Source organism: Aeromonas enteropelogenes (assembly GCF_020097295.1).
Taxonomy (GTDB): Bacteria; Pseudomonadota; Gammaproteobacteria; order Enterobacterales; family Aeromonadaceae; genus Aeromonas; species Aeromonas enteropelogenes.
Genome location: NZ_CP083625.1, coordinates 4273996 through 4299007, shown reverse-complemented (window position 1 = coordinate 4299007; position 25012 = coordinate 4273996). Strand labels below are relative to the sequence as shown.

Here is a 25012-nt window from a genome sequence, read left to right as displayed (position 1 = left end):
TCGATAGGGATTTTCACTTGCCTCGATAGAATTCTTGGATATAGTCGAGTGCTGTTGCCTTATGAATTGCCCTTTGGGGCCGTATTTTAACAAGATTTACGCTTTTACGGGGATAAAGGATTGCGCCACCTGATGCTACTGCTGGTCGCGCTCGGTATGGTGGGTTGTGCTTCGGCACCCCAGCCCGAGGTCGCGAGCAAGATTGAAGTTGCCATGATGGAACCCGTTGTCGAACCGGAACCGTCGCAAACACCGGATGTGAACGAAATTCTGACCGTGTACAAAGAGTGGCGCGGTACACCCTACCGTTATGGTGGCACCACTGAACGTGGTATCGATTGCTCGGCGTTCACCCGCGAAGTATTCCGCAATGCCATCGGCATCGAATTGCCCCGGGATACCCGCTCCCAGGTTCATGAAGGCGCTCGCGTCGCCAAGCAGGATCTGGTCGAAGGGGATCTGGTTTTCTTCAAGATCAATCGTCGCCTCAATCATGTCGGCATCTATGTGGGTAATGGCGAGTTCATCCACGCCTCCACCCGAGCCGGGGTAACGCGCTCCAAGCTCGACAGTGCTTACTGGCGCAGCAAGTTCTGGCAGGCACGCCGGATCGATATCTGAGTCAGGCTGGACAAACGGCTCGCGGTACGGACTGTTTTTCCAACCTCACTTGAACCGGGCTCTCGCAGCCCGGTTTTTTATGGCCGTCATTTAGACTTTACCGCCTCAAGTCACTATAGTGTGGCCCCCGTTTTCCTCGGCAGACCCAATATGACATCGCACAGTGACCGCAAATCCGGACTCCATCCCCGCAACCGTCATCAGGAGGGTTACGACCTTGAGGCACTCTGTCTGGTGACTCCCGAGTTGGCAGCCCATGTGTTCACCAACGACTATGGCAAGCGCACCATCGACTTTGCCGATCCGGTGGCCGTCAAGGCGCTGAACAAGGCGCTGCTGGCACGTCACTATGGCATTGCTCATTGGGATCTGCCCGCCGGTTATCTTTGCCCGCCCATCCCGGGGCGCGTCGACTATCTGCATCGAGTGGCGGATCTTCTGGCCGAGAGCGCAGGGGAGGTGCCCACCGGCAAACAGGTACGGGTGCTGGATATCGGGGTCGGTGCGAACTGCATTTATCCACTGCTGGGGGCTCGAGAGTATGGCTGGCGCTTCGTGGGGGCGGATATCGATCCCGTATCGGTCAAGGCAGCGACCCTGCTGGCCGCCAGCAATGGCCTCGGCAAACAGATCGAATGTCGCCTGCAGACCAATGCCAGGCAGGTTTTTCGCGGCATCATTGGGCCCAGGGAGCAGTTTTCGCTGACCCTTTGCAACCCGCCGTTTCACGCCTCGCTGGAGGAGGCGTGCAAGGGAACCGAGCGCAAGCTGCGCAATCTGGGCAAAGGAGAGGCGGGCAAGCCGGTGCTCAATTTCGGCGGTCAGAAGGCCGAGCTCTGGTGCGAGGGAGGCGAGGCGGCCTTTCTGGCCAACATGATTGGTCAAAGCAGGGAGTTTGCCGGCCAGTGCCTCTGGTTCAGCTCCCTGGTTTCGAAGAAAGAGAACCTGCCTGCGGCGAAAAAAGCGTTGGGTCGGGTCGGCGCCGTCGACGTGCGGGTCATCGACATGGCACAGGGGAACAAGATCAGCCGGGTATTGGCCTGGACGTTCCTCGACAAGGCCGCTCGAACAGCCTGGTGGTCCAGAACCCGATGAGTTGTTTTTCACAAGGCCCGGCAGGGCCTTTTTTGATGACTTTTTTGGTTGTTTTTTAGCTAAATCAAGGCGTTTTGCCATCCGAACCCAGCTTGGCAGATTATCTTTATTTAGGGCCTGTAAGTAGTCACTTTCGCCTTGGTACAGTTGTACGCCGAGATTTTTTTGCACTTTCACCTGTAACTTTAATAAAATAGGACTGGTTAGACCTCTTATAGGCATTGAATCGAATAGGGATCGGTAGATGAAAGTTGTCGATTTTCTGAAGCACAAGCGCGAAATTTTGGCGCAGCACCCCTTTGAGCTCAAGGATTGGCTCTCTCCGGCGATCCGCGACTACTGGCGTGAGTTTCAGCAAAAGGCACACCTGCATCCTTTGCTGGGGCGCGTGCTCGACCCTCACGGTGAAACCCAGCACGGTCAGCAGCAAGAGTCCGTCGCCGTCGCCCAGGTTGCCAATGGCCAGCCTGCCATGGTGCAGGAGCCGGCCATCGAGCTGGACGAGGCCGCTGCCGCACTCTATGCCGAGTTGCAGGGCCGTATCGGTGAAGAGACTCACGTCGGTGAATGGCTCCATGTCAGCCAGCAGATGATCGATCAGTTTGCTGCGGTGACGGGGGATCACCAGTGGATCCACACCAATCCCGAGCGTGCCGCCGCCGAGTCGCCCTTCAAGACCACCATTGCTCACGGCTTCCTGACCCTGGCGTTGCTGCCGCAGTTGACCGGTTCGGTCGACGAGAGCACTCCCGAGTTTCCCACCGCTCGCATGGTGGTGAACTTTGGCCTCGACCAGGTGCGTTTCCCCTATCCCATCAAGGTGGAGAGCAATATCCGCGCGCGCACCAAACTGGCTCGCGTCACCCCCATCAAGGGCGGGCTGGAGCTGCTCAAGGAGATCAAGGTGGAGATCGAAGGGATCCGCCGTCCCGGCTGCGTCATCGAGTCGGTGACCCGCATCTATTTTTAATCACGTCTTCGCAGTGAATCGTTGAACGGGCCCGCTTTGTCGGGCCCGTTTTTGTATCCAACGAAGAGAGGGGGGTCTGCCCATGACAGCCAGTGTCATGAACAGCTTGATATGACTCACAAAAACGGTGTCGTCGCAGTTAGCCAGCTCTCATTTTGATAAGACGGCGAACTGATGAGATAGCATTTTATGCCACTATTGAATCCTTGCTCCCTATCCTGGAGAAAATAGTGCCAATTAATCACAAGATTATTCTGCCTGTGCTGCTCAGCCTGTTTATCCTGCTGATCCCGACCCATTGGATCCCGTTGGAGGGGATCACTGTGGTGGAGCAGCGGGTTGTCGCCATCTTCGTGCTGGCCGCACTGTGCTGGATCCTCGAGCCCATCCCCATCTTCGCCACCTCGGTCCTGATCATAGTGCTGGAGCTGCTGCTGCTCTCTGACAAGGGGCTCTGGTTCATGACGGCCGACAAGGGCGAGACCGGCTTTGGCACCTTGCTGACCTCGACCGAGATCATGGCCACCTTTGCCTCCCCGGTCATCATGCTGTTTCTCGGTGGCTTCTTTCTGGCCATCGCCGCGACCAAATATCATCTGGACGTGAACCTGGCCCGGGTGCTGCTGCGCCCCTTCGGGCGCAATCCGCGAGTCGTCATGCTGGGTCTCATGCTGATCACCGCGACCTTCTCCATGTTCATGAGCAATACCGCGACCACGGCCATGATGCTGGCGATCCTGGCGCCGGTATTGGCGGTGTTTCCCGACAAGGATCCCGCCAAGATCGGGTTTGTGCTGGCGATTCCCCTGGCGGCTAACCTGGGGGGGATAGGCACACCAATTGGCACGCCACCCAACGCCGTGGCTCTCAAGTACCTGACCGGTGAGCATGCCATCTCCTTTGGTCAGTGGATGGGATTTGCGGTGCCCTTCGTGGTGCTGTTGCTGCTGCTCGGCTGGTTCCTGCTTGGGCGTTTCTATCCCAGCCAGCTCAAGCTGATGGATCTCAAGATTGAGGGGCGCTTTATGCAAACGCCCCGGGCCTGGGTGGTTTACCTCACTTTTATCCTGACCATAGTGCTGTGGCTGATGGGTGACCTGCACGGCATGAGTTCCTATGTGGTCGCCATGATCCCGGTGGCGGTATTCCTCACCACGGGCATCATCACCAAGGAGGATCTGCACAGGATCTCTCTGGACGTGTTGTGGCTGGTATCGGGCGGCATTGCGCTGGGTCTGGCGCTGGAGGATTCCGGACTGGCGGAGCGGCTGATCACCCATATCCCGTTCCATGAATACTCTACTCTGGTGGTGCTGGTAGGGGCCTGTCTGCTGGCGGTAGTGATGGCCAACTTCATGTCCAATACGGCGACGGCCAACCTGCTGTTGCCACTGGTGGCGGCGCTGGCTGTCAGCATGCCGGGACTGGCCGAGTGGGGGGGCAGCCACACCCTGATCCTGGCAGTCACCATTTCGGTATCCCTTGGCATGTCCTTGCCGATCAGTACGCCCCCCAATGCGCTGGCCCACGCGACCGGTCTGGTGGAGAGCCACCAGATGGTGCGGATCGGCGTCATCATGGGGTTGGTTGGCACTGTTCTGGCCATGGTGTGGATCTACCAGATTGCCGCCTGGGGTCTGATTTGAACCCGGGTCATGCAATAGTAAAGGGGAGCCATCACGGCTCCCTTTCTTTATATGGCTGTATTTGACAGTCGCTTGCCTAGAAACTGGCACCCAGGCTGATCAGGTGGCGGATCTCGCTCTCCTTGAGGCTCTGCTCTACCCCCTCATACCGGATCTCCCCATCCTGCCAGTCGAGCTCACTCGACCAGGAGAGGCGGATATTGTCGTTGAGGTAGTAACGTAATCCTATGCTGCCATTGATATCCTGCTCCAGGGTGACATAGGGGGACGGCTGTGACAGATATTTCAAATAAGTCCCCTTGCTGAACAGTTCTAACTGCTGTTGCCAGAGCGAGAATGGCTGACGGTAATCCCAGCCCAAGCTACCGATGGGGTAGCTGATGATGCGGGAATCAAACAGGCGCAGGCCTGTCCAGCTGCCGTCGCGAAAATAGGTGCGCTGTATGCCCGCCTGGGCAATCAGTTCGAGCCGCCTGCGCTTGTCGTTCCAGAAGCGGTAACCGGGGCCCGAGCTGAAGTCCAATTGGAGGTAGTTCTCATCCAGCATGTCGTACTCGGCATTGAGGGAGTTGCGGACAAACCAGTGATTGTTGAAGAAAAAGTCCAGGGTCGGGTTGAGTTTATAGTCGTGGCTGTTGGTCTCGCCATTGGCGGTTTCGTAGTTGTACTCCCCTGACAGGCTGTAACGCCAGTCGAGGTTGGCAACCTCCGTCTTGCCCTTGATGTTGATGTCGTTGGTGCGGGTCTCGTTCTCCTTGAGCTTGATATTGAGATCGCCATTACCGGTCCAGAGCCAGGCATTGCGCTCATCCTCATCCCCCTGAAACAGCGGTATGCCACCCTTGGCCGTGGCTCTGGGTTTGTCCTGCTTCTCCAGCCGCCAGCGTTTGACTGCTTCCCGTTTGATCGTCACGGCCTGGCTATAGGGCAGGGCGATGCGCACCGACTCATCGGTGATCTCCTCTATGGTTCCGGTCAGGCGATCGCCGTTGCGCATCCAGAGAATGTCCTTGGCCCATGAGGGGGGGCTTGCCAGCATGAACAGGAGGAGCAGGTATCTCATGAGCAATGATGACTCCGGTACTTAGCCGCTGATGGGTCGGGGCAGCCCGTTCTTGCTGTCCAGTGCGGCGGTGACATCGGCCTGAGTGACCTCGGGCGCGCTGATAAATTGCTCGATGGCTGGTGACAGAACCAGAGGGGCGCCATTTTCGAGTTCTTCCTCGGTACGGGACAGGGGCGAGTGCACCTCCAGCCAGCGCCGGCCATCGGGTTCGATGGCGACCTTGACCGGCTGGTTGATGACCCGTACCGGTGTGCCGACGGGCACTATCTTGAACAGCGACTCTATGTCATCCGGACGCAGACGGATGCAGCCGGCGCTGACCCGCAAACCGACGCCAAACTCCTTGTTGGTGCCGTGGATCAGATAATCCCGGTTGCCATAGCCCAGCCGCATGGCGAATTTGCCAAGGGGGTTTTCAGGGCCGGGGGGAACGACCGCCGGCAGGGAGATCCCTTTTTGTTCCAGCCAGGACTTGCGCACCATGGGGCCGGGCACCCAGGTCGGGTTCGGCTTTTTCTCTATGATGGTGGTCGTCATCTCCGGGGTTTCACGGCCGACATCACCAATCCCGATGGGCAGCACGATCACCTCGTCCTTCCCCTTGGGGAAGTAGTAGAGACGCAGCTCGGGCAGGTTGATGACTATGCCCTCCCGGGGCACATCGGGCAGCAGCATCTGGGTGGGCAGGGTCAGCCGGGTGCCCGGGGTAGGCAGATAGGGGTCAACCCCCGGGTTGGCCTCAAGCAGTGCCAAAAAACCGGTGTGGGTGTTTTTCCCGACCAGTTCCAGATGATCGTTGGGTTGGACTATGTAGTCCTCCAGCTCGCCGATCAGACGGCTGTTGGCGGGCGGGAGAGGGTAGGTCTGGGCCAGCACCTGGGTAGTGCAGAGCATGGTCATGGTCAGCAGGAAGGAGAGAGCAGATTTTATCGGCATGAGGCTTTCCATCAATTCACGTCTTTATATCGGGGCGGACATGTCGTCATTTCGCCAAGGAGGGACGCCGATTGTTCCTGAATCGGCCGAGGATTTCCAGTCTGCCTGCCGGGTTACATGCTGTAGAGGGGGCGTAACCGGCCTGAACGCGGTCATTTCTGTCATGTTGCCGGCAATATGAAGACAAAATGGGTTTTCGTCCGGAACACACCGAGAGAAAGCCTGGCGCTCCTTTTATGTTCAGTTGTTTGATATTAAAGATATTTTTATTGCATTCTCCGGGCACCTTGGGTAAAAACTCTCCTCACGGAGAGATGCCGGAGTGGCCGAACGGGATTGACTCGAAATCAATTGTGGTAGCAATACCACCCAGGGTTCGAATCCCTGTCTCTCCGCCATATATCAAGCCCACGCCAATGCGTGGGCTTTTTCATTGGGCGCTTGCCCCTCCCGGCTCCTGGTCGTTTTTTCCCTGAGAAGGGAGGATTCCCGAGCGCTTAAGGTTTGGGCAGCCAGTCGTCGATTGCCGCCACCATCTGATCGGGTGTCAGCTGGCGGGTCATTCGCCCCCGCAGCACATGTCGATGGGCGAAGGATTTGGCGCCACGGGCCATCACCTTGGCCTTGAGTGCCTCGATGTGCTCTTCACCGAGGTGGCTGTTGTAGGTGTTGAACAGCACCACATCCTTGCCATCGAAACGGTTGTGCTCGACGAAGGCCCAGATAGGCGGCGCCGGGCTGTAGAGCCAGACCGGGGAGCCGAGCCACACAGTATCGAACGGAGTCAGATCGAGGGTGCGCGGCACGATATCGGGCAGTGCCTCTGGTGCATGCTTCAATGCGTTCGCATCGCCGAGGGCCTGCACCAATCCCCTGGGGCCGAGCCGATAGGCGGGGGCATCCAGCGCAAAGAGCCGGGCCCCGAGCCGATTTGCCAGGTGGCGGGCGGCCAGCGCCGTATTGCCCGAGCGGGAGAAATAGACCACCGCCGTGCTGGGGCTCGCCACCTGCTGACTCTCTGCCTCCAGCCCTGCAAGCTCATGTGCCTGCCGACGCTCGATAAAAGAGACCGCCAGCAGCACGACCACCACGGTGGCGGCCAGCGCACCAAGGGTGATAAAAACCCAGCTCATCATCCTTGACCTCACGTTACATAAAATACGGCTTGTCGCCGTCGCTGCCGGGTTGGTGGATGCCAAGGTTCTCCCCCAGATGCAGTTCGGGCGAGACTAGGATCCGGGTGATGAGATCCCCCACGCTCCTGCGCGACACCACAGTGCCCAAGAAGGGCTGGCCTTTGGCGGTCAGCTCGTAATCCACTTCATCCTCATCGGTCAGCCAGGCCGGACGCAAGATGGTGTAATCCAGCCCCGATGCCTCGATGGCGTCTGCCGCGCGCCGGTAGGGTTTAAGCTCCTCGCCGATGATGCCGCGATTCCACTGGCCGAACTTGCCGGGCACCTCGTCGTAGATCCCAAGGGACAGCACGAAGACCAGGCGCTTCACTCCGGCGGCTTGCATGGCGGTGATGACCGCCTGAGCCTGCTTGTCCAGGTTATCGCCACTGAGGTTGGCGTAGACGATCTCTTGTCCTGCCATCGCCTCCTTGAGCAGCGGCTTGTCCAGCACGCTGCCGATCACCACCCTGGCGTTGGCCGGCTCACGGCCGCTCAACTTCTTTGGGTCGCGCAGCAGCAGGGTCTGGCGGATGTCGCCCTGCCCGGCGAGCCCCTTGACCACCCACCGAGCTATCTGGCCGCTGGCCCCGAGGATCAGTACGTTTCGCATATCGGTTGACCTTTCGTTTGTCTCATCAATGGGTGGGGGATGCCCCCACCGCGGGATCACAGGGTGCGCTGGAAGAAGGGCACGAGGCTTGCCATGGCGATGGCCACCGGCTCGGCTTTGTCGTAGAGGTCGTAATGGGACCAGCCTTCGGCCACGACAATGTGCTTGTCGGTGGAGGCGGCGCGGCCGTAGATCTCCCAACCATCCCGATAGGCGCCAAAGCCCCCCGCCTTGTCGCCGATGACCACCATCAGCGGCTGGGTCAGCAGCACCTCGGCGTGGAGGAAGGCATCCCATCCCATGGCGGCGCCGGTGAAGGACATCAGCTGGCGGGTCGCGCCGTGAGGCTGCTGACCACGCGCCGTCTTGTAGTACTCGGTGGCCTCCAGCACGTCGATGTCGGTGATGCCTGCCGCGGTGGCCGCCGCCACCGACGCCGGCAGCAGATCGGCGGGTTCCGTAGCGCTCCCTTGTGCCTGCGCCGTGCGCATCCGGGCGATGCTCTGGGCCAGCTCAAGAGGCTTGAACTGGGCGAAGCCTTCGCGGATCAGGCGGCCATAGTTGACCCCAGTGATGGAGACCAGCGCCTTGAGGCGGTGATCCGTGATGCCCGCATGGATGGTGTAGGCGCCGCCGCCGCACACGCCGATGGCGCCGATGCGATCGCTGTCCACATAAGGCAGGGCTTGCAGGTAATCCACCGCGAAGCGGATGTCGGAGACCCGAATGGCCGGATCCTCGATAAAGCGCGGCTCACCGCCGCTGGCGCCCTGGAAGCTGGCGTCGGGCACCAGCACCACGAACCCCGCCGCGGCCAACCCTTTGGCGTAGACATTGCCGGCGGTCTGCTCCTTGCAGCTGCCGATGGGGTGGGTGCTGACGATGGCCGGGTAGCGCTTTTGCTCGTCGAAATCGGGCGGCAGGTAAAGGTCGGCCGCCGTCTGCCAGCCCAGGTTCTGATAGGTCAGGTTCAATACATGGCTCATGATGATGCTCCTCGATAAGCGAGAGGGGCTTCCCCCTCTCGCGGGCCGATTAGTTCAGGGTTCGCAGGAAGAAGGGGGCCAGCTTGGCGACGGCCTCATCGACATGGCGGGGCACATCGTAGAGGGACATGTGGTTGGCCCCCTCCACCACGTGCAGGGTCTTGTCAGTGCTCGCGGCGCGCGCCAGCAGGTCGTCGCTCATCCACTTGCTGCCAGCCACACTGCCAGCCACCGCCAGGATCGGCTGGGTCAGGAAGGCCTCCGCTTTGTGATAGGCGTCGTAGGTGATGATCTGGTTCAGGTTGCGGGTCAGCGCAAAGCCCGGCGCGTTGGGGTGCTTGCAGCGCGGGGTGTGGTAGTACTCCCAGGCTTCGCGCAGCTCCTCGTTGGGAGCATCCTCTTCACGCAGGGGCGCCAAGGGGATGGTGGCGTAGGCGGTGCCGGTCGCATCTGCGGTGCGGGCCTGGGAGCCGAAGTCCAGATACCCCATGGCATCGGCATCCTTGACGCTGTTGTCCCAGCCATTGCGGAACATCTGGCCGATGTTGACCGCGCTGACCATGCCGAGCGCCTTGATGCGGCGATCCTGGATGGCGGCATTGGCGCTGTAGCCGGCACCGGCGCAGATGCCCATGGCCCCGATCCGGTTCTCGTCGACATAGGGCAGCGTGGTCAGGTAGTCCACCACGGCGCTGACATCTTCGGTGCTGACGTGGGGATTCTCCAGCTGACGCGGCTCGCCCGAGCTCTCGCCCTGATAGGAGCGGTCAAAGGCGATGGCAACGAGGCCCTGCTCGGCCAGCTTGCTGGCGTACAGGCCCGCGGTCTGCTCCTTCACCCCGCCGCCGGGGTGGGAAACCACAACCGCCGGGTACTGCTTGCGCTCATCGAAGTGCGGCGGGAAGTGAACGATGGCGGCCATGGTGATGCCTTGGCCGTTGCGATTGGGGAAGGTGACGTGGGACATGGTCGGGCTCTCCGTTAGGTTCAGGGGTCGTCATGCTTGACGCGAGTTCGAGCTAATAGTAGTAAGTCTATTGAGCTAGATATACGCACCTATCAAGACATGACTGATTAGCCAGGCTAAACAAATGCTCATAGAACCTTCACTCGTCGCGTCACTGACGTGGTTTGCCCACATCGCCCGTCACCGCAGCTTCACCAAGGCCGCCACCGAGATGGGGGTGACCCGCGCCGCCCTCTCCCAGCACCTCAAGGGGCTGGAGCAGCAGCTGCAGGTGCGGCTGCTCAACCGTACCACCCGCGACATGTCGCTGACCGAGGAGGGGCGGCGCCTGCTGGACGTGCTGCAACCCTCCCTCACGGCCATCGAACGGGTGGTGAGCGAGCTCAATGACTCCCACCTTGAGCCCTCGGGCCTTATACGCATCAACAGCTCGCGCATCGCCGCCAGGCTGCTGCTCGAGCCGCACATGGGGGAGTTTCTGGCGCGCCATCCCAAGCTGCGGCTGGAGCTGGTGATGGCGGACGGGTTTTCCAACATCATCGCCGACGGAATGGATGCCGGCATTCGCCTGGGGGAGAGCCTGGATGAACACGTGGTGGCGGTGCCCATCACCCCGCCTTTGACCATGGCCATTGTCGGCTCACCCGACTATTTCAGGCAGCATGGCACGCCGCAGACCCCGGGGGATCTCACCCGGCACAACTGCTTGGCCTACCGCTTCACCTCCAGCAACACCATCGACCGCTGGTCGTTCACTTCCCCCGATGAGGAGCTGCACACCCAGATTTTCGATCCCAAGGGCAACGCCGTGTTCAACGACGACGACAGCATGCTGCAGGCGGCCCTGCAGGGGGTGGGGCTGGTCAAACACCTGGATCTGCGGGTGCGCCAGCACCTGAGTGACGGATCACTGGTGCGGGTGCTCGCCCCCTGGTGCCCCCCCTTCCCGGGGTTTTATCTCTATGTGCCGTCGCGGGCCCAGATGCCGGCCAAGATCCGGGTGCTGATGGACTTTCTGGTGGAGAAGCGGGAAGGGATTGCCAGGTAGCGTGCGTCAGAGCTTGCTTGGTGAAATGTCTCCGCCACATTCCAAGCCAGATCTGTTTAAGGGGTGGGCTTTTTTATTTGATTGTCTTGGTCTTTCTTCCTGTATCGGTCGTTGCATGCCAATCCCGCTGGGCGCTTGTGAGCGTTTGCTACCCATAGTCCCGCTTCCTGCGATTGGTTCATGTTGTCTACATGCCCGCTTCTGTAACTGGCTGTAGGCATCCTCTCGACCTATCCCTTGCGTGACGCAATTTCCCATGACTCATCGGATGCACTTCACAGTTGGGATGGAAAAACAGGCGTCACTCGGTGACGGTTCTTTTTCATCAGTGGGGGTCTCCGGGGGCGCAGGAAAAGTCACGGAAGCAGTTCATTGACCCTCGTGTATCTATGACGGTGACAGCACCACGATTGTCCTGAGGTGTGAGGAGGACACTCGCATCATGGTGATTTGGGCTGCTGGCATCAACGCGGAAAGCGTGCACCTGTGCCGGTGCAATATTGCGAGTGGCTAAATTGTCGCCATTACAGTGAATCATTCTGAACTGCGCAATGTATTGCGTATTTACCAGATTTAAAAACTGGATGGGCAACGATTGACGATGCATTGGGTGAGATAAAGCAAAAAATTGCTTGTCGTTGCATGGTGATTAGCGCAAATCATTTGTAAATCATTGATAATTAATGGTTTTTATAGGTGGCATGGACGCTGCTAACAGATTCGCTCGAGTGCTATCTCATTTCACTAATCTATCAGGAGCATATCCATGCCAACTCCATGTTATATCAGCATCGAAGGTAAAACCCAGGGCAACATCACCGCGGGTGCCTTCACCTCTGACTCCGTCGGCAACATCTTCGTGCAAGGCCACGAAGACGAGATGCTGGTACAAGAGTTCCAGCACGTCGTGACCGTACCGACCGACCCGCAATCCGGCCAGCCGGCTGGTCAGCGTGTCCACAAGCCGTTCAAGTTCACCGTGGCCCTGAACAAAGCGGTTCCGCTGATGTACAACGCCCTGGCGTCCGGCGAGATGCTGCCGAAAGTGACCCTGAAGTGGTATCGCACCTCCGTCGAGGGCAAGCAGGAGCACTTCTTCTCTACCGTGCTGACCGATGCCACCATCGTGGATATCGACTGCCAGATGCCGCACTGCCAGGATCCGGCGAAGTCTGACTTCACCCAGCTGATCCAGGTCTCCATGGCATACCGCAAGATTGACTGGGAACACACCGTTGCCGGTACTTCCGGTGCTGACGACTGGCGTGCTCCGATCGAGGCGTAAGCTGATGTTCAAGGGCACTGCTTGCGGTGCCCTTTTGCTCTTGGAACCACCGAAATCAGAGGTGCAATGCTGCCTCGCCAATTGCCCTCCATTGCATCCGATTTCCCTTGCCCACGATTTTTCTTATGCCTGTCTGCGCTTCGTGTGCAGGCATAAGAAAAATGGGGTCGCATCTTGCCGCTCGCCGTCAAGGGTGTGCGGTAGCCATGGTGTCAATGCCATCGGGACGATTGCGACTCTCTCGCACTGCTTCAACGACCCCGTCACCCAGGGCAACACATTCTTGAGGACTCTCACCGATGGCAGATAGCACAGGATTACAATTTACCGTCAAGGTGGGGGCGCTGCCCGAGGGGACCTTCGTGGTGGCCGAATTTGCCCTGGAAGAGGCGCTGAATGGCCCGTTCCAGCTGCGCCTTGAGTTGGCGAGTCCCCAGCCGGACATCGACTTTGCCGCCGTGCTGGACCAGCCGTGCGAGCTCCTGGTGTGGTATAACGGCGAGCTGCAGCGCCGGGTATGCGGGGTGGTCAGTGACTTTGCCCAGGGGGATAGCGGCTTTCGCCGCACCCGCTACCAGCTGCTGGTGCAGCCGGCCCTGTGGCGACTGGGGCTTCGCCACAACTCGCGCATCTTCCAGGCGCAAAAGCCCGATGAAATCCTCAGCGTCCTGTTGCAGGAACACGGCATCACCGATTACGCCTTTGCCCTCAAAAATGAACACGCCCAGCGCGAATACTGCGTCCAGTACCGGGAAACCGACCTCGACTTCCTCAATCGCCTCGCTGCCGAAGAGGGGATGTTCTACTTCTTTGAGTTTGAGCAAGGCAAACACCGTCTCGTGTTTGCCGACGATGCGGCGGCGTTGACCGCTGGCCCCGAGCTGTTCTTCAACCTCGGCAACCGCTCGTTGGAACAAGGTCCCTATGTGCGCCAGTTCCACTACCGCGAGGCGGTGCGCACCTCGGATGTGGAGCTCAAAGACTACAGCTTCAAGACCCCGGCCTATGGGCTCTCCCACAAGAAACTGGGGGCCGAGCTTGAACATCAGCGCCAGAGCTACCAGTACTTCGACTACCCGGGCCGCTACAAGCAGGACCCGAGCGGCAAGGCGTTTGCCCAACATAGACTCGATGCCCTGCGCAACGATGCGGTGACAGGCCAAGGCAAATCCAACAGTGCGGCCCTGCTGCCGGGGCAGTATTTCTCCCTGACCGAGCACCCGAACGCCAACCTCAACAGCGACTGGCAAATCGTCCATATCCGTCACACCGGCCAACAACCCCAGGCGCTGGAAGAGGAGGGGGGCAGCGGCCCGACCGTCTATCACAACGAATTTGGCGTGGTGAAGGCGAGCACCACCTGGCGAGCTCGTATTGGCAGCCCGCAAGCGCCCCACAAACCCATGGTGGATGGCCCGCAAATTGCCATGGTGGTGGGGCCGGAGGGGGAGGAGATTTACTGCGACGAACACGGCCGGGTCAAGCTGCAATTCCCCTGGGACCGCTACGGTTCGAGTAACGACCAGAGTTCCTGCTGGGTGCGGGTGAGCCAGGGCTGGGCCGGTGGTCAGTACGGCATGATGGCCATCCCGCGCATCGGCCATGAGGTGATTGTGAGTTTCCTGGAAGGGGACCCGGACCAGCCTATTGTGACGGGGCGCACCTACCACGCCACCAACCGGCCGCCCTATGAGCTGCCGGCCAACAAGACCCGCACCGTGCTGCGTACCGAGACCCACCAGGGTGAGGGGTTCAACGAGCTGCGCTTTGAAGACCAGGCGGGGCAGGAAGAGATTTATGTGCACGGTCAGAAAGACCTGAATGTGCTGATTGAGAACGATGCGGCCTGGCACATCAAGCACGACGAGCATCGGGACATCGACAACGAGCGGGTGACCCGTATCAAGGCCAACGACCACCTGACGGTGGAAGGTGAGAAGCGGGACCATATCAAGGGTGACCATTCGCTCACGGTAGATGCCAGCCAGCACCAGAAACTGGGGCAGAGCTGGCTAACCCAGGCCGGGCAGGAGGTGCACGTCAAGGCCGGTGCCAAGGTGGTGCTGGAGGCGGGCAGCGAACTCACCGTCAAGGTCGGTGGCTGCTTTATCAAGGTCGATGGCGGCGGCGTTACCCTGGTCGGCCCGACCATCAAGATGAACTCGGGCGGCAGTCCCGGCTCTGGATCTGGCTGGGCGGGGCAGATGCCGCTCCTGCCGGGTGCAGTCAAAGTGCCGTCCGCACCACCAGCCACTATTCCGGCGAGCGCCATTCAAAAGAGCATGGAATCCATGGCTCCACTGGTGAAGCCTTGCCCCTTTGCTCAGGGAGGTAAGGCATGACCTTGCAAGAGTGGCGCAGCCAATATCCCGGCCAGCTGTTTGCCATCATCGATGCCGCGCTCGATACCACTGCTGTGGCAGACTACTGCAATCAATGCGGTGCCAATGCCATCCCCTTGTTTGCCGGTACCGCCTTCGCGGACCAGGCCGAACAAGGCCCCTGGCTACTCCCCAACCCTGCACCCGAGTTTATTGCCGCTCACCCGCAGCTGGGGGGCGTATATGTCGCGAGCGATGCCGCTACCGATGTCGTCCTGCAGCACTGGCAAAGTCTGATAGAAGTGGCCTTTGAAGGGGAAGTGATGTGGTTGCGCTATGCCGATAATCGGGTCTTTCCCAAGATGCTGAGCACCATGAGTCAGCAGGAGCTCGATGATGTGCTGGGTCCTTGCTCAAGTCTGTGGGCCAACGACTGTGCGTGGCAACGCACGCCAGATACCAAATTTACTCCTCACCAAGCGCCCTGGTTTCGCATTCAGCCTCACCACCTGACGCCGCTGTATGACGAAAGCCGTCACGCCTACATCCTCTCTCGCCACTTTTGGCAACGGATGGAGGATATCATGGCACGTCATCCCAATCCGGAAGCTGCCATTACCACCGTCCTCAAGCAGGCCAATCAAGCAGGGCTGGCAGGTGACGTCCTGGATGGCGTTGTAGCTGGCGCTCTCACGTTGCAAGCAAGCATGGAGCTTGATGCCATCAGAGCGCCATTGATGCTGACCGACGACGAAATGGCTCAGGTGAATAACTGGCTGAACAAATACCCTGACTTGATAGGAGCTGTGTAATGGCTATCAGTGCCCACTGCATCCCCTGTGAGAAGAACAACTGCTGGATTGAGATAGATGTTCGGGACGAACAGAACCGCTCGTTCAAGGGGCAAAAGGCCACCTTGACCGATGCCACCGGCACCAGCAAAACCGTGCCCCTGAAAGATGGCCCAACCCTGGTACAAGGCTTTGCGGTGGGTCCGGTCACCGTCAAGCTGGAGACCCAGCCATGGCTGAAAGCCGCGCAGTCTCGTGAGGCTCTGAAAGCAGGCGAAACCAGCCAGGTTCCCGCTTATACCGACAAACTCTTCGGGCACGACGATGTGAAGCGCGAGCATGTCAAGGTAACCACTGGCGACCTCTGCCTCACGGACCCCGAACAGCCGCTTCCTAAAGGACACAAAGCCGGGCAAGCTCAGCCGCCACGGTTTATCACTAAGCACTCTTACGTGATTGAGGTGAAGGGCTATCAGCTCACTACTTTGCGGATCGGGGTGTTTTTTGACGGCACGGGTAACAACACCCACAACGCCCAGGCGGGGCTGCAAAAAGTAGAGCAGTGGCTGCTGGAAACCTGCTCAGATCCTGTGCAGCGGGAGAAAGAGCTACGGGGCTGCCAGATGGGGCAAAGCCCGGTTGAAGGGAGTTCGGCTAATGACGTAACCAATGTTTGGAAACTTAATGACCAATATTTATTTGGCGCAGAAACGTTGAGTGCGAGAGCCTATATCAGTGGTATTGGAACGCGCGATCCAATTGCGGGAAAAAATGGCCCTAAATATCGTTCGGACGATACCCTGACCCAAGGGTTTGATCTCGATTTTAGTGGAGAAAATACCTCCATCATTGGAAAGGTGACGCAAGCTTGCACAGATACAATTCTGATGAGTATTCAAGATGATCTCCGTGATGTTTTACCAAGTATCGACTGCATCCATCGCATCGTATTCGATGTGTTTGGCTTTAGTCGGGGCGCCGCTGCTGCACGCCATTTCGTCAATACTATCGACCAAAAATCCGATCATCCATTGGTGCAAACTATGGCGAATAGCCCGGATATTCGCCTGAAGGTGGGATTTGATTGGGCTAGCCGCGATGATGTTCGCTTTACCTTTGTGGGCCTGTTCGATACCGTAGTTTCTTCTTACAACCCTAATGTCAATGTTCAGCTCAAAGCCGATTGCGCAGAACGGGTAGTACATCTCACCGCGCAGGATGAGGTGCGTAAATACTTCCCGCTATCGCGCATTACAGAAGATGCAGCAGGCGCCCGTATTCCTGCTCACTTTACTGAGTTGGCGCTACCGGGGGCTCACTCTGACATAGGTGGTGGTTACTATAGCCGTTGGAGTTTGAGCAATCCCAACCGCGATCCAGCCCTGATCGAGTGCATTGAGTTGGAACGTTTTATGAGTGTGGAAACTGTTTCAACACCAGATGCCGAGAGCATTGCCTATCAAAAAGCCAAGGCGTATGCCGAGGAGAAACGAACGTTGGGCTGGGTCACTCGTATCAACCACAGCCTGTCTCGTGGCGCCGTGCCGCCATTGGGGGCGATCAGCCTGAAGCCTTACTCCTTCCAACGCCCCAACGGGAAAAATAGTACAGGCCCCAGCAAAAAATCGGTCTATGTGGAGGTACTGATGAGCCGGGTGGTCGAGGGGGAATACTCCCGTATTCCACTGCATATGATGGTTGAGGCGGGCCGAGCCGTGGGGGTGCCGTTTAAAGCGTGGATGCCGGATGATAGAGCATTGCAGCTTGAGCCGCTCTCTATCAAACGGCCAGAGGCTGACTTGAAGGCGCTGGATAAACTTTGGGCCCTATCTGCTATCGAACAGAAGGTTGCCAAGAACTTGGCCCATCAATTATCGCCCGATGTTTACCGCGCCTTGCGTCGTGATTATCTTCACCACAGTGCCAGCAACAAGGGTATTGCAAATCCGGCCCATATCAATAAAGACGAAACGAGTATTAGTAAAGAGAGGCGCGAACTGATAGGGAACAAGGAGTCATGATGTTAAAACGATGGATATTAGTGCTTGGCCTGCTTTGTCCTCTGTTGGCTTGTGCTGCGAATACACAGATCAAACCTTTTTCTTGGCGTTATGGTACAGGCTCTAATATTGACAATTTTTGTACAACAAAAGCAGAGTTTTACTGGCAAGGTAAGAAGGTGGTGGGTTATCCAGGGGGAGGGTGCAATGCTGGCATTCTTCAGAGTAAACTTATCAATAAAAAATATTACTGGGCTGGTGGTGGAGGACTGCCTACTGACGGTGTGCCCGTCCCCGATAAAGCTGTGATTGAGATGGTTTCGTTCCATGATCGAAAACGATACCGCATCAAGGTAGATTTACCTATCGATCTAGAGCAGAAAATGCGTCAGGTGTATTTGGTCGAAGGGCGTTATGATAGACGAAATCGCCTCTATTTTGGTTTGGCTCCTGGTGGTTATTTCGAGGTCATATTAACCGGAGGAGGATTGCAACTCAGCCCTGATCTAGTGCTCACCCGAGGTATCGCCGAAGAGGTGACCGATGATTGGTATGATCAGAGAGTACCGATAGCACGCCAATATGGTATGAATGATTTCGACAAGAAATATGGCGAGTTATTCAAGCAACATCCTGTACCGCTCGGTATGGACTGGGCCCCGATAATGGACGCTTACCGTGCTGCACAACCTAAAACGGATACCAATCCGGTTAATTGATTTGGGTAGCGGGTTAAGAGGTATCAATGAAGCAGTACCAAAACTTGTTGGCCCAGTCCTTGATTTGTCGTCGTGATAACGAGCATGCCATGGCCGCAGAATTGGCCGAGAACATCCGTGCTTTCTGGCTGGCTAGAGGTGATAAGGCCAAGCATACCAAGTGGCTGAAGGCCTATTAGGATCACCAACAGCAAATTACCTGAAAGGCAAGGCCAATGATCAGGGAAGTCACATTGGCAACTCCTCGATACTAACCAACTTGCTTACCACTACCAGCATGGTGCCCTGAGCGGTGTCGATCTCAATGGTGCCGAACTCACCCGCCATCAGATAGTCGGCGGGTTGGAGATGCGTCGCAGCCAAGGGGCATTGACCCAGCAATACGAATATGACGAGCAGGGACGTCTGACAGCTCTGCGATTGCAACGCGGACAACAGATTGCCCGCGAACGGCGCTATGGCTATGACGGCACAGGCAATCTGTTGCACATCAACGACAGTGCCCAGGGGGAATTGCATTATCGCTACGATCCGCTGGACCGTTTGCTGGAGGTGCGCGGCGAGCTGACCGAGCGATTCTTGCATGATCCGGCAGGAAACCTGTTGAGCCAGACGCAGGGCAATCGGTTTGATGCCGCCAGCACCCAGGGCAACCGCTTGCTCTTTAGCGGGGATCGCCACTTCGAATACGATGAATTTGGCCGGTTGGAAGTAGAGCGGCGAGGCAAGGGCCAGTCACTTGTCACCCGTTATCACTACGACTGTCAGCATCAGCTCATCAGAGTCGAGTTGCCAGGTGGGAGCATCGCCCGTTACGACTACGATGCCTTTGGCCGCCGTATTCGCAAAACGCTCGTTGGGCAAAATGAGCAACAGGGCGACCAGGTTAGCGAGTTCTTGTGGCAGGCCAATAACCTGATTGCCGAAAGTTGCAGCGAGGGTGGTTACCGCAGCTTTATCTACGAGCCCGGTAGCTTCAAGCCGCTGGTGCAGCTGGAAGGGGAAGGGCAAGGCGCAGAGGTATTCCACTATCAACTGGATCACCTTGGTACCCCGCTGGCGCTGACGCGAGAAAATGGTGCAACCGCCTGGCAGGTGCGCTATCGCGCTTATGGCAATGTGTGGAAACAGGAACTGGCCGAAGTTGAGACGCCCCTGCGTTTTCAAGGGCAGTACTATGATGCCGAGACGGGCCTCCACTATAACCGCCACCGCTACTACCAGCCCGGGACGGGTAGATTTATCACTCCCGATCCGGTCGGTTTGTTGGGTGGTTTGAATGGCTATCGATTTGGTCAAAACCCACTTCGTTGGATAGACCCGTTGGGTCTATCCAGTGTCGATGGAGTATGCCCAGATGCCAAGCCGGCGCCATATAGACCAAATAATACAGCCAATGCCGTAAAACCTGCTGACATTCCGATGACTCAGGAGAAATATGATGAAATCATCAACTTAGAAAGAGGCAATCGACCAGAAAATCCAAGGTCATATTTGCCTGATGAGTATGTTACTGCTCACGAGAAGTTATTTGAGGATCAAGGCGGGGGATTCATACGGATAGCTGATTGGCTTAACCCAAACAGTCCCTATAAGAGTTTACCGAATGGTAAGTTTGTTGGTTTGAACTCAGAGATTTCTTCAATTGCATCAAAGGCTTCAAGGATTGAAGACCCCATGGAAAAAGCTCGGTTTCTAAATGAAAAATTGGCCCTCGGGCTTGATGAAGATGGGTTAAAAGTAGTTGCCAACAGTGAACTGTATTATATTAGGATAAAACCCAATGATCCTAGGTTTAGTTACAAAATTCCAACAGGTAATGAGCCAGGCGCTCTATCAAAAGAGTGGGTGCCCGGTGGAAAAACTAAGGGTGGATTAAGTGAAGCTGCATTAGAGGGCGCGGATCAGATAAAGCATAATGGCGATATCGGTAAATTATTGTCGTTGTTTGATGACACTACAAGAATATAAGTAGGTATTATATGAACATCCAAGATTTTATGACCCACCCAGAGGATTTTTTCAGGGGTAATGGTGATTTTTTTGTGGTGGATCGAGACTGGGGTGGGCACAACCATTATTTATCCATTAAATATTTGTTCTTGCATGTTGCCAGTGGTGAGTTAACATTAGACGATATTGAGTTAGGTTTTTATAAGTTTTTGTTATCTTTGAAAAAAGAAAAAGGCGATCTTGTCAACTTCTTTGCTAGTGCTGTGTATATTTATTCTGAAATGGATAGGAGTGGCTTTAAAATAAATAATTGTGTAGTCGATTTTTTCTGGCCAGAAAAGAGGTGCTATTTAGCTGCTCAAGACTATTTGTCAAAGGTAGATTTTTATTTTGGTGATGAGCACTATGTTGAGGTAATAAAAGACAAATACCCAAAATCAGGGCTTGGTATAATTTTGAATGATATGTAGCATGCAATTAATAACCGCTAAAAAACTGAGTTGATTTTAAAAATCCCTTATCTTATATAGACGGCATGGCACGATAAATCATCAGCAAGAGGCTCTGGACATCTCTTCCACCCCGACACTATTCGCCTTGAGGTGCCGTCAACGCCTTAATGACCATGCCGTCTTGAACGACATTTTTATCCTTACTACTGGGCTCCCGTGGGAAGACAGGCCCCAGTATCTGATGATAAATCCCCATCACAAAGTTAGATATCTCAAAGTGCTCTATCAGTAGTGTTTTTTTCTTAAGTATGCAGTGGTTTATAAAGCAGACGTTAATGATGTCAAACAGCCCATTAACATTTCTACCAGTACGGTTTTGACTGGGGTTATAGAGCTGGTTGATAGTGATATTGTGACGTTATCAATGAGGATGCTAGGACGTGTACTAGTAGAACTGAAAGATGGCTATATAGGTGGTATAGTATTCCGTTGATAACTTTTCATTGAATGTGATTTTTATGACCAAATCATTAGTCTTGTCTTATCGCTAAGGCAGGCCGGACTAATGATTTAAATAACAACACCAATCAAAGTTGTAGTAAATAAATTAGTATTTATAAACCACGGATTAACCACTTTCTCACTGGCAGTGAGAAAGTGGTTAATCTCCATGAAAATCCATTTTGGTAGGCATGTACTCGATATTTTCACTGCACCTTTAGTGTTTCATATACTACTTGGAGCAAGAGCGGAACAATATATTATTCAGGCGAAGACTTGACCTATATACTCCAATATACTTGGCAGCAGGATAATCCATCTTTAACTCAGCAAGTTTCGAACAGCCCCTTGTCCTACTTGATTCGTTCAAAAACTGAGTAGTGGTGCCTGCCTTGGGGTGAGAGATACAGCCAATCGCGCTTCCTCAAACATCTTCTCACTCACTATCATGAATGGCTCCATTGCGATCCCTTTTGGGCCGGGTTGCTTCCAAGTACAGCTCTTCCTTCCTGACACGATAAGCAAGCCACTCTACCGTGATCTGGAAGGTCCTCGTATGAGGCGCTGTTCTTGGGTGATCTTCTGGATTGTTCCCCGCGACTTTTTTGAGTGGCCACAGAAATAATAAAGAAGGGATATAGACGGGCTGAAAATGACATGGATATGTCAAGTCTGTGAAGGTCGTTGGATGTCTGATAACAACCCCATGGGATACTGAGATTGTTATGATGGCAGATGATTTTATCATCTTATCAATAAAGCGATATGGCGTTGAATAATGCGTTATCCAGGGGGGAATATAAGTGCAGTGAAGTAATCATTTATCATCATGAATGGTAAGCTCTACAACCTTATTGTGTTATCAGTTTGTTGTTGGTGCTAAGCATTGCTGCGTCCACTCTTGTCGCAATGATGATAATGGTTATATGACAGTTACCTTTATTGACGTTTAAATCGGCAAAAGCACTCAATATTTGTGTGCAATTGGTAGATTTTGCTTGAACGTGATTATTTATTTTTAACTTGCCATGAGGTGTTGTAAGTGTTTGTTTTATAAGTTCTTTATATGCATGAGTTTTACTGGTTACTGCATCATCAATAAATAATCAATTGACTGCAAATAATGCATGCATATACCATGCGGCGCAAATGGCTCTTATGCCTAATGACCTCTAACACAGAATAGAGGCGTAATCGGGTTGTTGTTATAGATAACAAGAAGATATTGCATGTTCGATATTTAGAGCATTTGCTTTAGTGTGTCGAAAATGCACCGTCGGCCAATGAATCTTTCGTCGGTTATATCGGCGTGGCCGTCAACTGTCATATCTTACAGTTGATGGGGAGGATGTTGGCTATAAGCTTTAGGGCCTTGATGTGACCCTTAACTTGGTATTTAGAGCATGGGAAAAGGAATTGATGGCGCCACTGTCGCGCCCAAAGAGCGTATTAATATCAAATATGTACCGGCAACCGGTGGTCAGCAAGCGGAAATAGAACTTCCGTTGACCATGATGGTAGTCGGTAATATGAAAGGGCGTACCGAAGACACTCCCATCGAGGAGCGCCAAACCGTTTCAATCGACAAGAACAACTTCTCTTCCGTCATGAAAGAGTCTGCACTGGAGCTGAAGTTTGCTGTTCCCAACCGCCTGGAGGAGAACAGCCAGGACGAACTGCCGGTGTCGATCAAGATCCAGTCTCTGGAAGACTTCACCCCTGACAGCGTGGCCCAGCAGGTTCCCGAGCTGCGCAAGCTGCTGGAACTGCGCGAGGCGCTGGTTGCCCTGAAAGGGCCGCTGGGGAATATTCCTGCCTTCCGCAATCGTTTGCAGGATCTGCTGTCCAGTGATGAGGCTCGTGAGCAACTGCTCAAGGAGCTGGATTTGATTAAGCCAGCCGAGTGATCGGCGGGTTGTATTGATTGACGAGAAAGGAATAAACATGTCTTTGGTCGAAGAACAGGTTCAAGCGGGGGCGAGTGCCGCCTCCTCGTCCTCCCTGCTGGACGAAATCATGGCGCAGGCTCGTATCACCCCGGTTGACGAGGGATACAGTGTTGCCAAACAAGGCGTCGCCGCCCTGATCGCCAACATTCTGGACAGTGGTAGCACGGCTGAGCCGGTCAACAAGGCGCTGGTCGACAGCATGATTGTCGAGCTCGACAAGAAGCTGAGCAAGCAGATGGACGTTATCCTGCATGCCAAGGAGCTGCAGGAGATGGAGTCCTCCTGGCGTTCGCTGAAATTGCTGGTGGATCGCACCGATTTTCGTGAAAACATCAAGATCCAGGTGCTTCATGCGACCAAGGAAGAGCTGCTGGAAGATTTCGAATTTTCACCCGAAATCACTCAATCCGGTCTCTACAAGCATGTTTACTCCACTGGCTATGGCCAGTTTGGTGGTCAGCCCATCGGGGCCGTGATCGGCGATTATGCCTTTACCCACAGCTCGCCCGATATCAAGCTGATGCAGTATGTCAGCGCCGTCGGTGCCATGGCCCATGCGCCTTTCATCTCCTCCGTTGCGCCCGCCTTCTTCGGTGTCGACAGCTTCACCGATCTGCCCTCCATCAAGGATCTCAAGTCGGTCTTCGAAGGCCCGGCCTACACCAAGTGGCGTTCACTGCGTGAATCCGAAGATGCCCGTTATCTGGGGCTGACCGCTCCGCGCTTCCTGGCGCGTCTGCCGTATGATCCGACCGAGAACCCCATCAAGGGCTTCAATTACCGGGAAGATATCAGCTCGGATCACGATCACTATCTGTGGGGCAACACCGCCTACCTGATGGGCACTTCCCTGACCGACAGCTTCGCCAAGTATCGCTGGTGCCCGAACATCATCGGTCCCCAGAGTGGTGGTGCCATCCATGATCTGCCGGTGCATGTCTATGAGGCCATGGGTCAGCTGCAAGCCAAGATCCCGACCGAGGTGCTGATCACCGACCGTCGCGAGTATGAGCTGTCGGAAGAGGGTTTCATCACCCTGACCATGCGCAAAGACAGCGACAATGCCGCCTTCTTCTCCGCCAACTCGGTGCAAAAGCCCAAGGTCTTCCCGAACACCAAGGAAGGCAAAGAGGCCGAGACCAACTACAAGCTGGGTACCCAGCTGCCTTACATGTTCATCATCAACCGTCTGGCGCACTACATCAAAGTGCTGCAGCGCGAGCAGATCGGCTCCTGGAAGGAGCGTCAGGATCTGGAGCGCGAGCTCAATGGCTGGATCAAGCAGTACGTTGCCGATCAGGAGAACCCGCCGGCAGACGTACGCAGCCGTCGCCCGCTGCGTGCCGCCCAGATCAAGGTGCTGGACGTGGAAGGGGAACCGGGCTGGTATCAGGTCGCCATGGCCGTGCGCCCGCACTTCAAGTACATGGGAGCCAGCTTCGAGCTGTCTCTGGTAGGTCGACTGGACAAGGAATAATGCCCGATGCCGCATCTCTCTTCCTGGGATAGAGGAAATGCGGCCAGTCTGTTTGATCGTATCCGGGGGGAGGGGCTGGTCTCTTCCCCCCGTTCGGAAGCGGATGAGCTGGTCGAGTCTGTCAAACGGCAGCTCGAACAGATCCTCAATACCCGTCCCGGCAACTGCCGCAGTGCTCCCGATCTGGGTGTCATCGATCTCAATGACGCGACCCAGGGCAGTGCGGATATCAAGGGGCGGATCCGCGAGGCGATCCGGCAGTGCATCCGTCGTTATGAACCGCGGATCATTCATGTGGATGTCCGTTCACCCGACTATCAGGCGACTCCGCTTGAGATGTCGTTTCAGGTGACGGCCCACGTGAGGCTGGAGCATATCGAGCAGGTTACCTCGTTCAACGTCCATATGGACAGTCACCGTCACTACCGCATGGTCTGATCA

Annotated in this window: 22 protein-coding genes and 1 tRNA gene; 16 read left to right on the top strand and 7 right to left on the bottom strand. The window is 55.8% G+C overall.

What is annotated here, in order from left to right:
* The first annotated feature begins 132 nt into the window (after nucleotides 1–132).
* The 4 genes from LA321_RS19770 (at nucleotide 133) to LA321_RS19755 (ending at nucleotide 4332) form a co-directional block, all read left to right on the top strand.
* Nucleotides 133–621 carry a C40 family peptidase gene (locus LA321_RS19770; RefSeq protein WP_042027399.1) on the top strand — a complete coding sequence of 163 codons (489 nt, stop codon included), beginning with the start codon at nucleotides 133–135 and terminating at the stop codon, nucleotides 619–621.
* 150 nt (nucleotides 622–771) lie between these two features.
* Nucleotides 772–1716, top strand: coding sequence for a 23S rRNA (adenine(1618)-N(6))-methyltransferase RlmF (gene rlmF, locus LA321_RS19765; protein ID WP_042072782.1), 945 nt, complete (start codon nucleotides 772–774; stop codon nucleotides 1714–1716).
* A gap of 244 nt (nucleotides 1717–1960) precedes the next feature.
* Complete coding sequence (locus LA321_RS19760) at nucleotides 1961–2686, top strand: MaoC family dehydratase (protein ID WP_042027394.1); 726 nt, start codon at nucleotides 1961–1963, stop codon at nucleotides 2684–2686.
* Nucleotides 2687–2916: 230 nt separating this feature from the next.
* Nucleotides 2917–4332: an SLC13 family permease gene (locus tag LA321_RS19755; protein ID WP_042072781.1), complete on the top strand. Its 1416-nt coding sequence runs from the start codon at nucleotides 2917–2919 to the stop codon at nucleotides 4330–4332.
* 76 nt (nucleotides 4333–4408) lie between these two features.
* Here LA321_RS19755 and LA321_RS19750 read toward each other — a convergent pair whose 3' ends face one another.
* Nucleotides 4409–5395 (bottom strand): DUF481 domain-containing protein, encoded by a 987-nt coding sequence (locus LA321_RS19750; RefSeq protein WP_026457253.1) that lies wholly within the window; start codon nucleotides 5393–5395, stop codon nucleotides 4409–4411.
* 21 nt (nucleotides 5396–5416) lie between these two features.
* Nucleotides 5417–6334: a L,D-transpeptidase family protein gene (locus LA321_RS19745; RefSeq protein WP_042028169.1), complete on the bottom strand. Its 918-nt coding sequence runs from the start codon at nucleotides 6332–6334 to the stop codon at nucleotides 5417–5419.
* A 308-nt stretch (nucleotides 6335–6642) separates the two neighbouring features.
* Here LA321_RS19745 and LA321_RS19740 point away from each other — a divergent pair.
* Nucleotides 6643–6732: transfer RNA gene (locus LA321_RS19740), tRNA-Ser, on the top strand.
* A gap of 99 nt (nucleotides 6733–6831) precedes the next feature.
* On the opposite strand, the gene LA321_RS19735 is transcribed toward LA321_RS19740, so the two are convergent.
* The 4 genes from LA321_RS19735 to LA321_RS19720 are packed head-to-tail and all read right to left on the bottom strand — an operon-like array spanning nucleotide 6832 to nucleotide 10075.
* The gene (locus LA321_RS19735; RefSeq protein WP_209418325.1) at nucleotides 6832–7470 is read right to left on the bottom strand and encodes a flavodoxin family protein; all 639 of its coding nucleotides are present in this window, start codon (nucleotides 7468–7470) and stop codon (nucleotides 6832–6834) included.
* A 13-nt stretch (nucleotides 7471–7483) separates the two neighbouring features.
* Nucleotides 7484–8122: an SDR family oxidoreductase gene (locus tag LA321_RS19730; RefSeq protein WP_042072778.1), complete on the bottom strand. Its 639-nt coding sequence runs from the start codon at nucleotides 8120–8122 to the stop codon at nucleotides 7484–7486.
* Nucleotides 8123–8178: 56 nt separating this feature from the next.
* Complete coding sequence (locus LA321_RS19725) at nucleotides 8179–9108, bottom strand: alpha/beta hydrolase (RefSeq protein ID WP_042072777.1); 930 nt, start codon at nucleotides 9106–9108, stop codon at nucleotides 8179–8181.
* Between the two features lie 49 nt (nucleotides 9109–9157).
* Nucleotides 9158–10075: an alpha/beta hydrolase gene (locus tag LA321_RS19720; protein WP_042072774.1), complete on the bottom strand. Its 918-nt coding sequence runs from the start codon at nucleotides 10073–10075 to the stop codon at nucleotides 9158–9160.
* A gap of 124 nt (nucleotides 10076–10199) precedes the next feature.
* On the opposite strand from LA321_RS19720, the gene LA321_RS19715 reads away from it, so the two are divergent.
* From LA321_RS19715 to LA321_RS19690, 6 genes are all read left to right on the top strand, one after another.
* Nucleotides 10200–11123, top strand: a complete 924-nt coding sequence (locus LA321_RS19715) for a LysR family transcriptional regulator (protein WP_042072772.1) — start codon at nucleotides 10200–10202, stop codon at nucleotides 11121–11123.
* A 766-nt stretch (nucleotides 11124–11889) separates the two neighbouring features.
* Nucleotides 11890–12408, top strand: a complete 519-nt coding sequence (gene hcp1 / locus LA321_RS19710) for a type VI secretion system effector Hcp1 (RefSeq protein ID WP_010634242.1) — start codon at nucleotides 11890–11892, stop codon at nucleotides 12406–12408.
* 299 nt (nucleotides 12409–12707) lie between these two features.
* Nucleotides 12708–14750 carry a type VI secretion system Vgr family protein gene (locus LA321_RS19705; RefSeq protein WP_042069998.1) on the top strand — a complete coding sequence of 681 codons (2043 nt, stop codon included), beginning with the start codon at nucleotides 12708–12710 and terminating at the stop codon, nucleotides 14748–14750.
* Nucleotides 14747–15541 carry a DUF4123 domain-containing protein gene (locus LA321_RS19700; protein ID WP_042069997.1) on the top strand — a complete coding sequence of 265 codons (795 nt, stop codon included), beginning with the start codon at nucleotides 14747–14749 and terminating at the stop codon, nucleotides 15539–15541. Before LA321_RS19705 ends, LA321_RS19700 begins: the two co-directional genes overlap by 4 nt.
* Entirely contained in the window at nucleotides 15541–17541 is a 2001-nt protein-coding gene (locus tag LA321_RS19695) for a phospholipase effector Tle1 domain-containing protein (protein WP_042069996.1), read from the top strand. Before LA321_RS19700 ends, LA321_RS19695 begins: the two co-directional genes overlap by 1 nt.
* Nucleotides 17541–18239 carry a DUF2931 family protein gene (locus tag LA321_RS19690; RefSeq protein ID WP_042028446.1) on the top strand — a complete coding sequence of 233 codons (699 nt, stop codon included), beginning with the start codon at nucleotides 17541–17543 and terminating at the stop codon, nucleotides 18237–18239. The genes LA321_RS19695 and LA321_RS19690 overlap by 1 nt, the downstream gene beginning before the upstream one ends.
* Nucleotides 18240–18467: 228 nt before the next feature.
* Here LA321_RS19690 and LA321_RS20240 read toward each other — a convergent pair whose 3' ends face one another.
* Nucleotides 18468–18602, bottom strand: a complete 135-nt coding sequence (locus tag LA321_RS20240; RefSeq protein WP_267884086.1) for a hypothetical protein — start codon at nucleotides 18600–18602, stop codon at nucleotides 18468–18470.
* Between LA321_RS20240 and LA321_RS19685 the strand changes: the two genes are divergently transcribed.
* The 5 genes from LA321_RS19685 (at nucleotide 18588) to tssE (ending at nucleotide 25009) form a co-directional block, all read left to right on the top strand.
* Nucleotides 18588–20210 carry an RHS repeat domain-containing protein gene (locus tag LA321_RS19685; RefSeq protein ID WP_224212232.1) on the top strand — a complete coding sequence of 541 codons (1623 nt, stop codon included), beginning with the start codon at nucleotides 18588–18590 and terminating at the stop codon, nucleotides 20208–20210. The two genes, LA321_RS20240 and LA321_RS19685, sit on opposite strands and share 15 nt — an antisense overlap.
* An 11-nt stretch (nucleotides 20211–20221) precedes the next feature.
* Complete coding sequence (locus LA321_RS19680; protein WP_042069994.1) at nucleotides 20222–20662, top strand: hypothetical protein; 441 nt, start codon at nucleotides 20222–20224, stop codon at nucleotides 20660–20662.
* A 1886-nt stretch (nucleotides 20663–22548) separates the two neighbouring features.
* Nucleotides 22549–23052, top strand: coding sequence for a type VI secretion system contractile sheath small subunit (gene tssB, locus LA321_RS19675; RefSeq protein ID WP_042028451.1), 504 nt, complete (start codon nucleotides 22549–22551; stop codon nucleotides 23050–23052).
* 37 nt (nucleotides 23053–23089) lie between these two features.
* Nucleotides 23090–24571: a type VI secretion system contractile sheath large subunit gene (gene tssC, locus LA321_RS19670; protein ID WP_026457012.1), complete on the top strand. Its 1482-nt coding sequence runs from the start codon at nucleotides 23090–23092 to the stop codon at nucleotides 24569–24571.
* Nucleotides 24572–24577: 6 nt separating this feature from the next.
* The gene (gene tssE, locus LA321_RS19665) at nucleotides 24578–25009 is read left to right on the top strand and encodes a type VI secretion system baseplate subunit TssE (RefSeq protein WP_042028453.1); all 432 of its coding nucleotides are present in this window, start codon (nucleotides 24578–24580) and stop codon (nucleotides 25007–25009) included.
* Nucleotides 25010–25012: the final 3 nt, after the last annotated feature.

Excerpts from the sequence above, each read along its gene's own strand:
- LA321_RS19705 (WP_042069998.1), top strand. The coding sequence starts at position 12,708 with ATGGCAGATAGCACAGGATTACAATTTACCGTCAAGGTGGGGGCGCTG.
- LA321_RS19715 (WP_042072772.1), top strand. The coding sequence starts at position 10,200 with ATGCTCATAGAACCTTCACTCGTCGCGTCACTGACGTGGTTTGCCCAC.
- LA321_RS19750 (WP_026457253.1), bottom strand. The coding sequence starts at position 5,395 with ATGAGATACCTGCTCCTCCTGTTCATGCTGGCAAGCCCCCCCTCATGG.
- LA321_RS19770 (WP_042027399.1), top strand. The coding sequence starts at position 133 with ATGCTACTGCTGGTCGCGCTCGGTATGGTGGGTTGTGCTTCGGCACCC.
- LA321_RS19735 (WP_209418325.1), bottom strand. The coding sequence starts at position 7,470 with ATGATGAGCTGGGTTTTTATCACCCTTGGTGCGCTGGCCGCCACCGTG.
- LA321_RS19720 (WP_042072774.1), bottom strand. The coding sequence starts at position 10,075 with ATGTCCCACGTCACCTTCCCCAATCGCAACGGCCAAGGCATCACCATG.
- LA321_RS19680 (WP_042069994.1), top strand. The coding sequence starts at position 20,222 with ATGAACATCCAAGATTTTATGACCCACCCAGAGGATTTTTTCAGGGGT.
- LA321_RS19760 (WP_042027394.1), top strand. The coding sequence starts at position 1,961 with ATGAAAGTTGTCGATTTTCTGAAGCACAAGCGCGAAATTTTGGCGCAG.
- LA321_RS19690 (WP_042028446.1), top strand. The coding sequence starts at position 17,541 with ATGTTAAAACGATGGATATTAGTGCTTGGCCTGCTTTGTCCTCTGTTG.
- rlmF (WP_042072782.1), top strand. The coding sequence starts at position 772 with ATGACATCGCACAGTGACCGCAAATCCGGACTCCATCCCCGCAACCGT.
- LA321_RS19700 (WP_042069997.1), top strand. The coding sequence starts at position 14,747 with ATGACCTTGCAAGAGTGGCGCAGCCAATATCCCGGCCAGCTGTTTGCC.
- tssE (WP_042028453.1), top strand. The coding sequence starts at position 24,578 with ATGCCGCATCTCTCTTCCTGGGATAGAGGAAATGCGGCCAGTCTGTTT.
- LA321_RS19725 (WP_042072777.1), bottom strand. The coding sequence starts at position 9,108 with ATGAGCCATGTATTGAACCTGACCTATCAGAACCTGGGCTGGCAGACG.
- tssC (WP_026457012.1), top strand. The coding sequence starts at position 23,090 with ATGTCTTTGGTCGAAGAACAGGTTCAAGCGGGGGCGAGTGCCGCCTCC.
- tssB (WP_042028451.1), top strand. The coding sequence starts at position 22,549 with ATGGGAAAAGGAATTGATGGCGCCACTGTCGCGCCCAAAGAGCGTATT.
- LA321_RS19695 (WP_042069996.1), top strand. The coding sequence starts at position 15,541 with ATGGCTATCAGTGCCCACTGCATCCCCTGTGAGAAGAACAACTGCTGG.
- LA321_RS19745 (WP_042028169.1), bottom strand. The coding sequence starts at position 6,334 with ATGCCGATAAAATCTGCTCTCTCCTTCCTGCTGACCATGACCATGCTC.
- LA321_RS19685 (WP_224212232.1), top strand. The coding sequence starts at position 18,588 with ATGCGTCGCAGCCAAGGGGCATTGACCCAGCAATACGAATATGACGAG.
- hcp1 (WP_010634242.1), top strand. The coding sequence starts at position 11,890 with ATGCCAACTCCATGTTATATCAGCATCGAAGGTAAAACCCAGGGCAAC.
- LA321_RS19730 (WP_042072778.1), bottom strand. The coding sequence starts at position 8,122 with ATGCGAAACGTACTGATCCTCGGGGCCAGCGGCCAGATAGCTCGGTGG.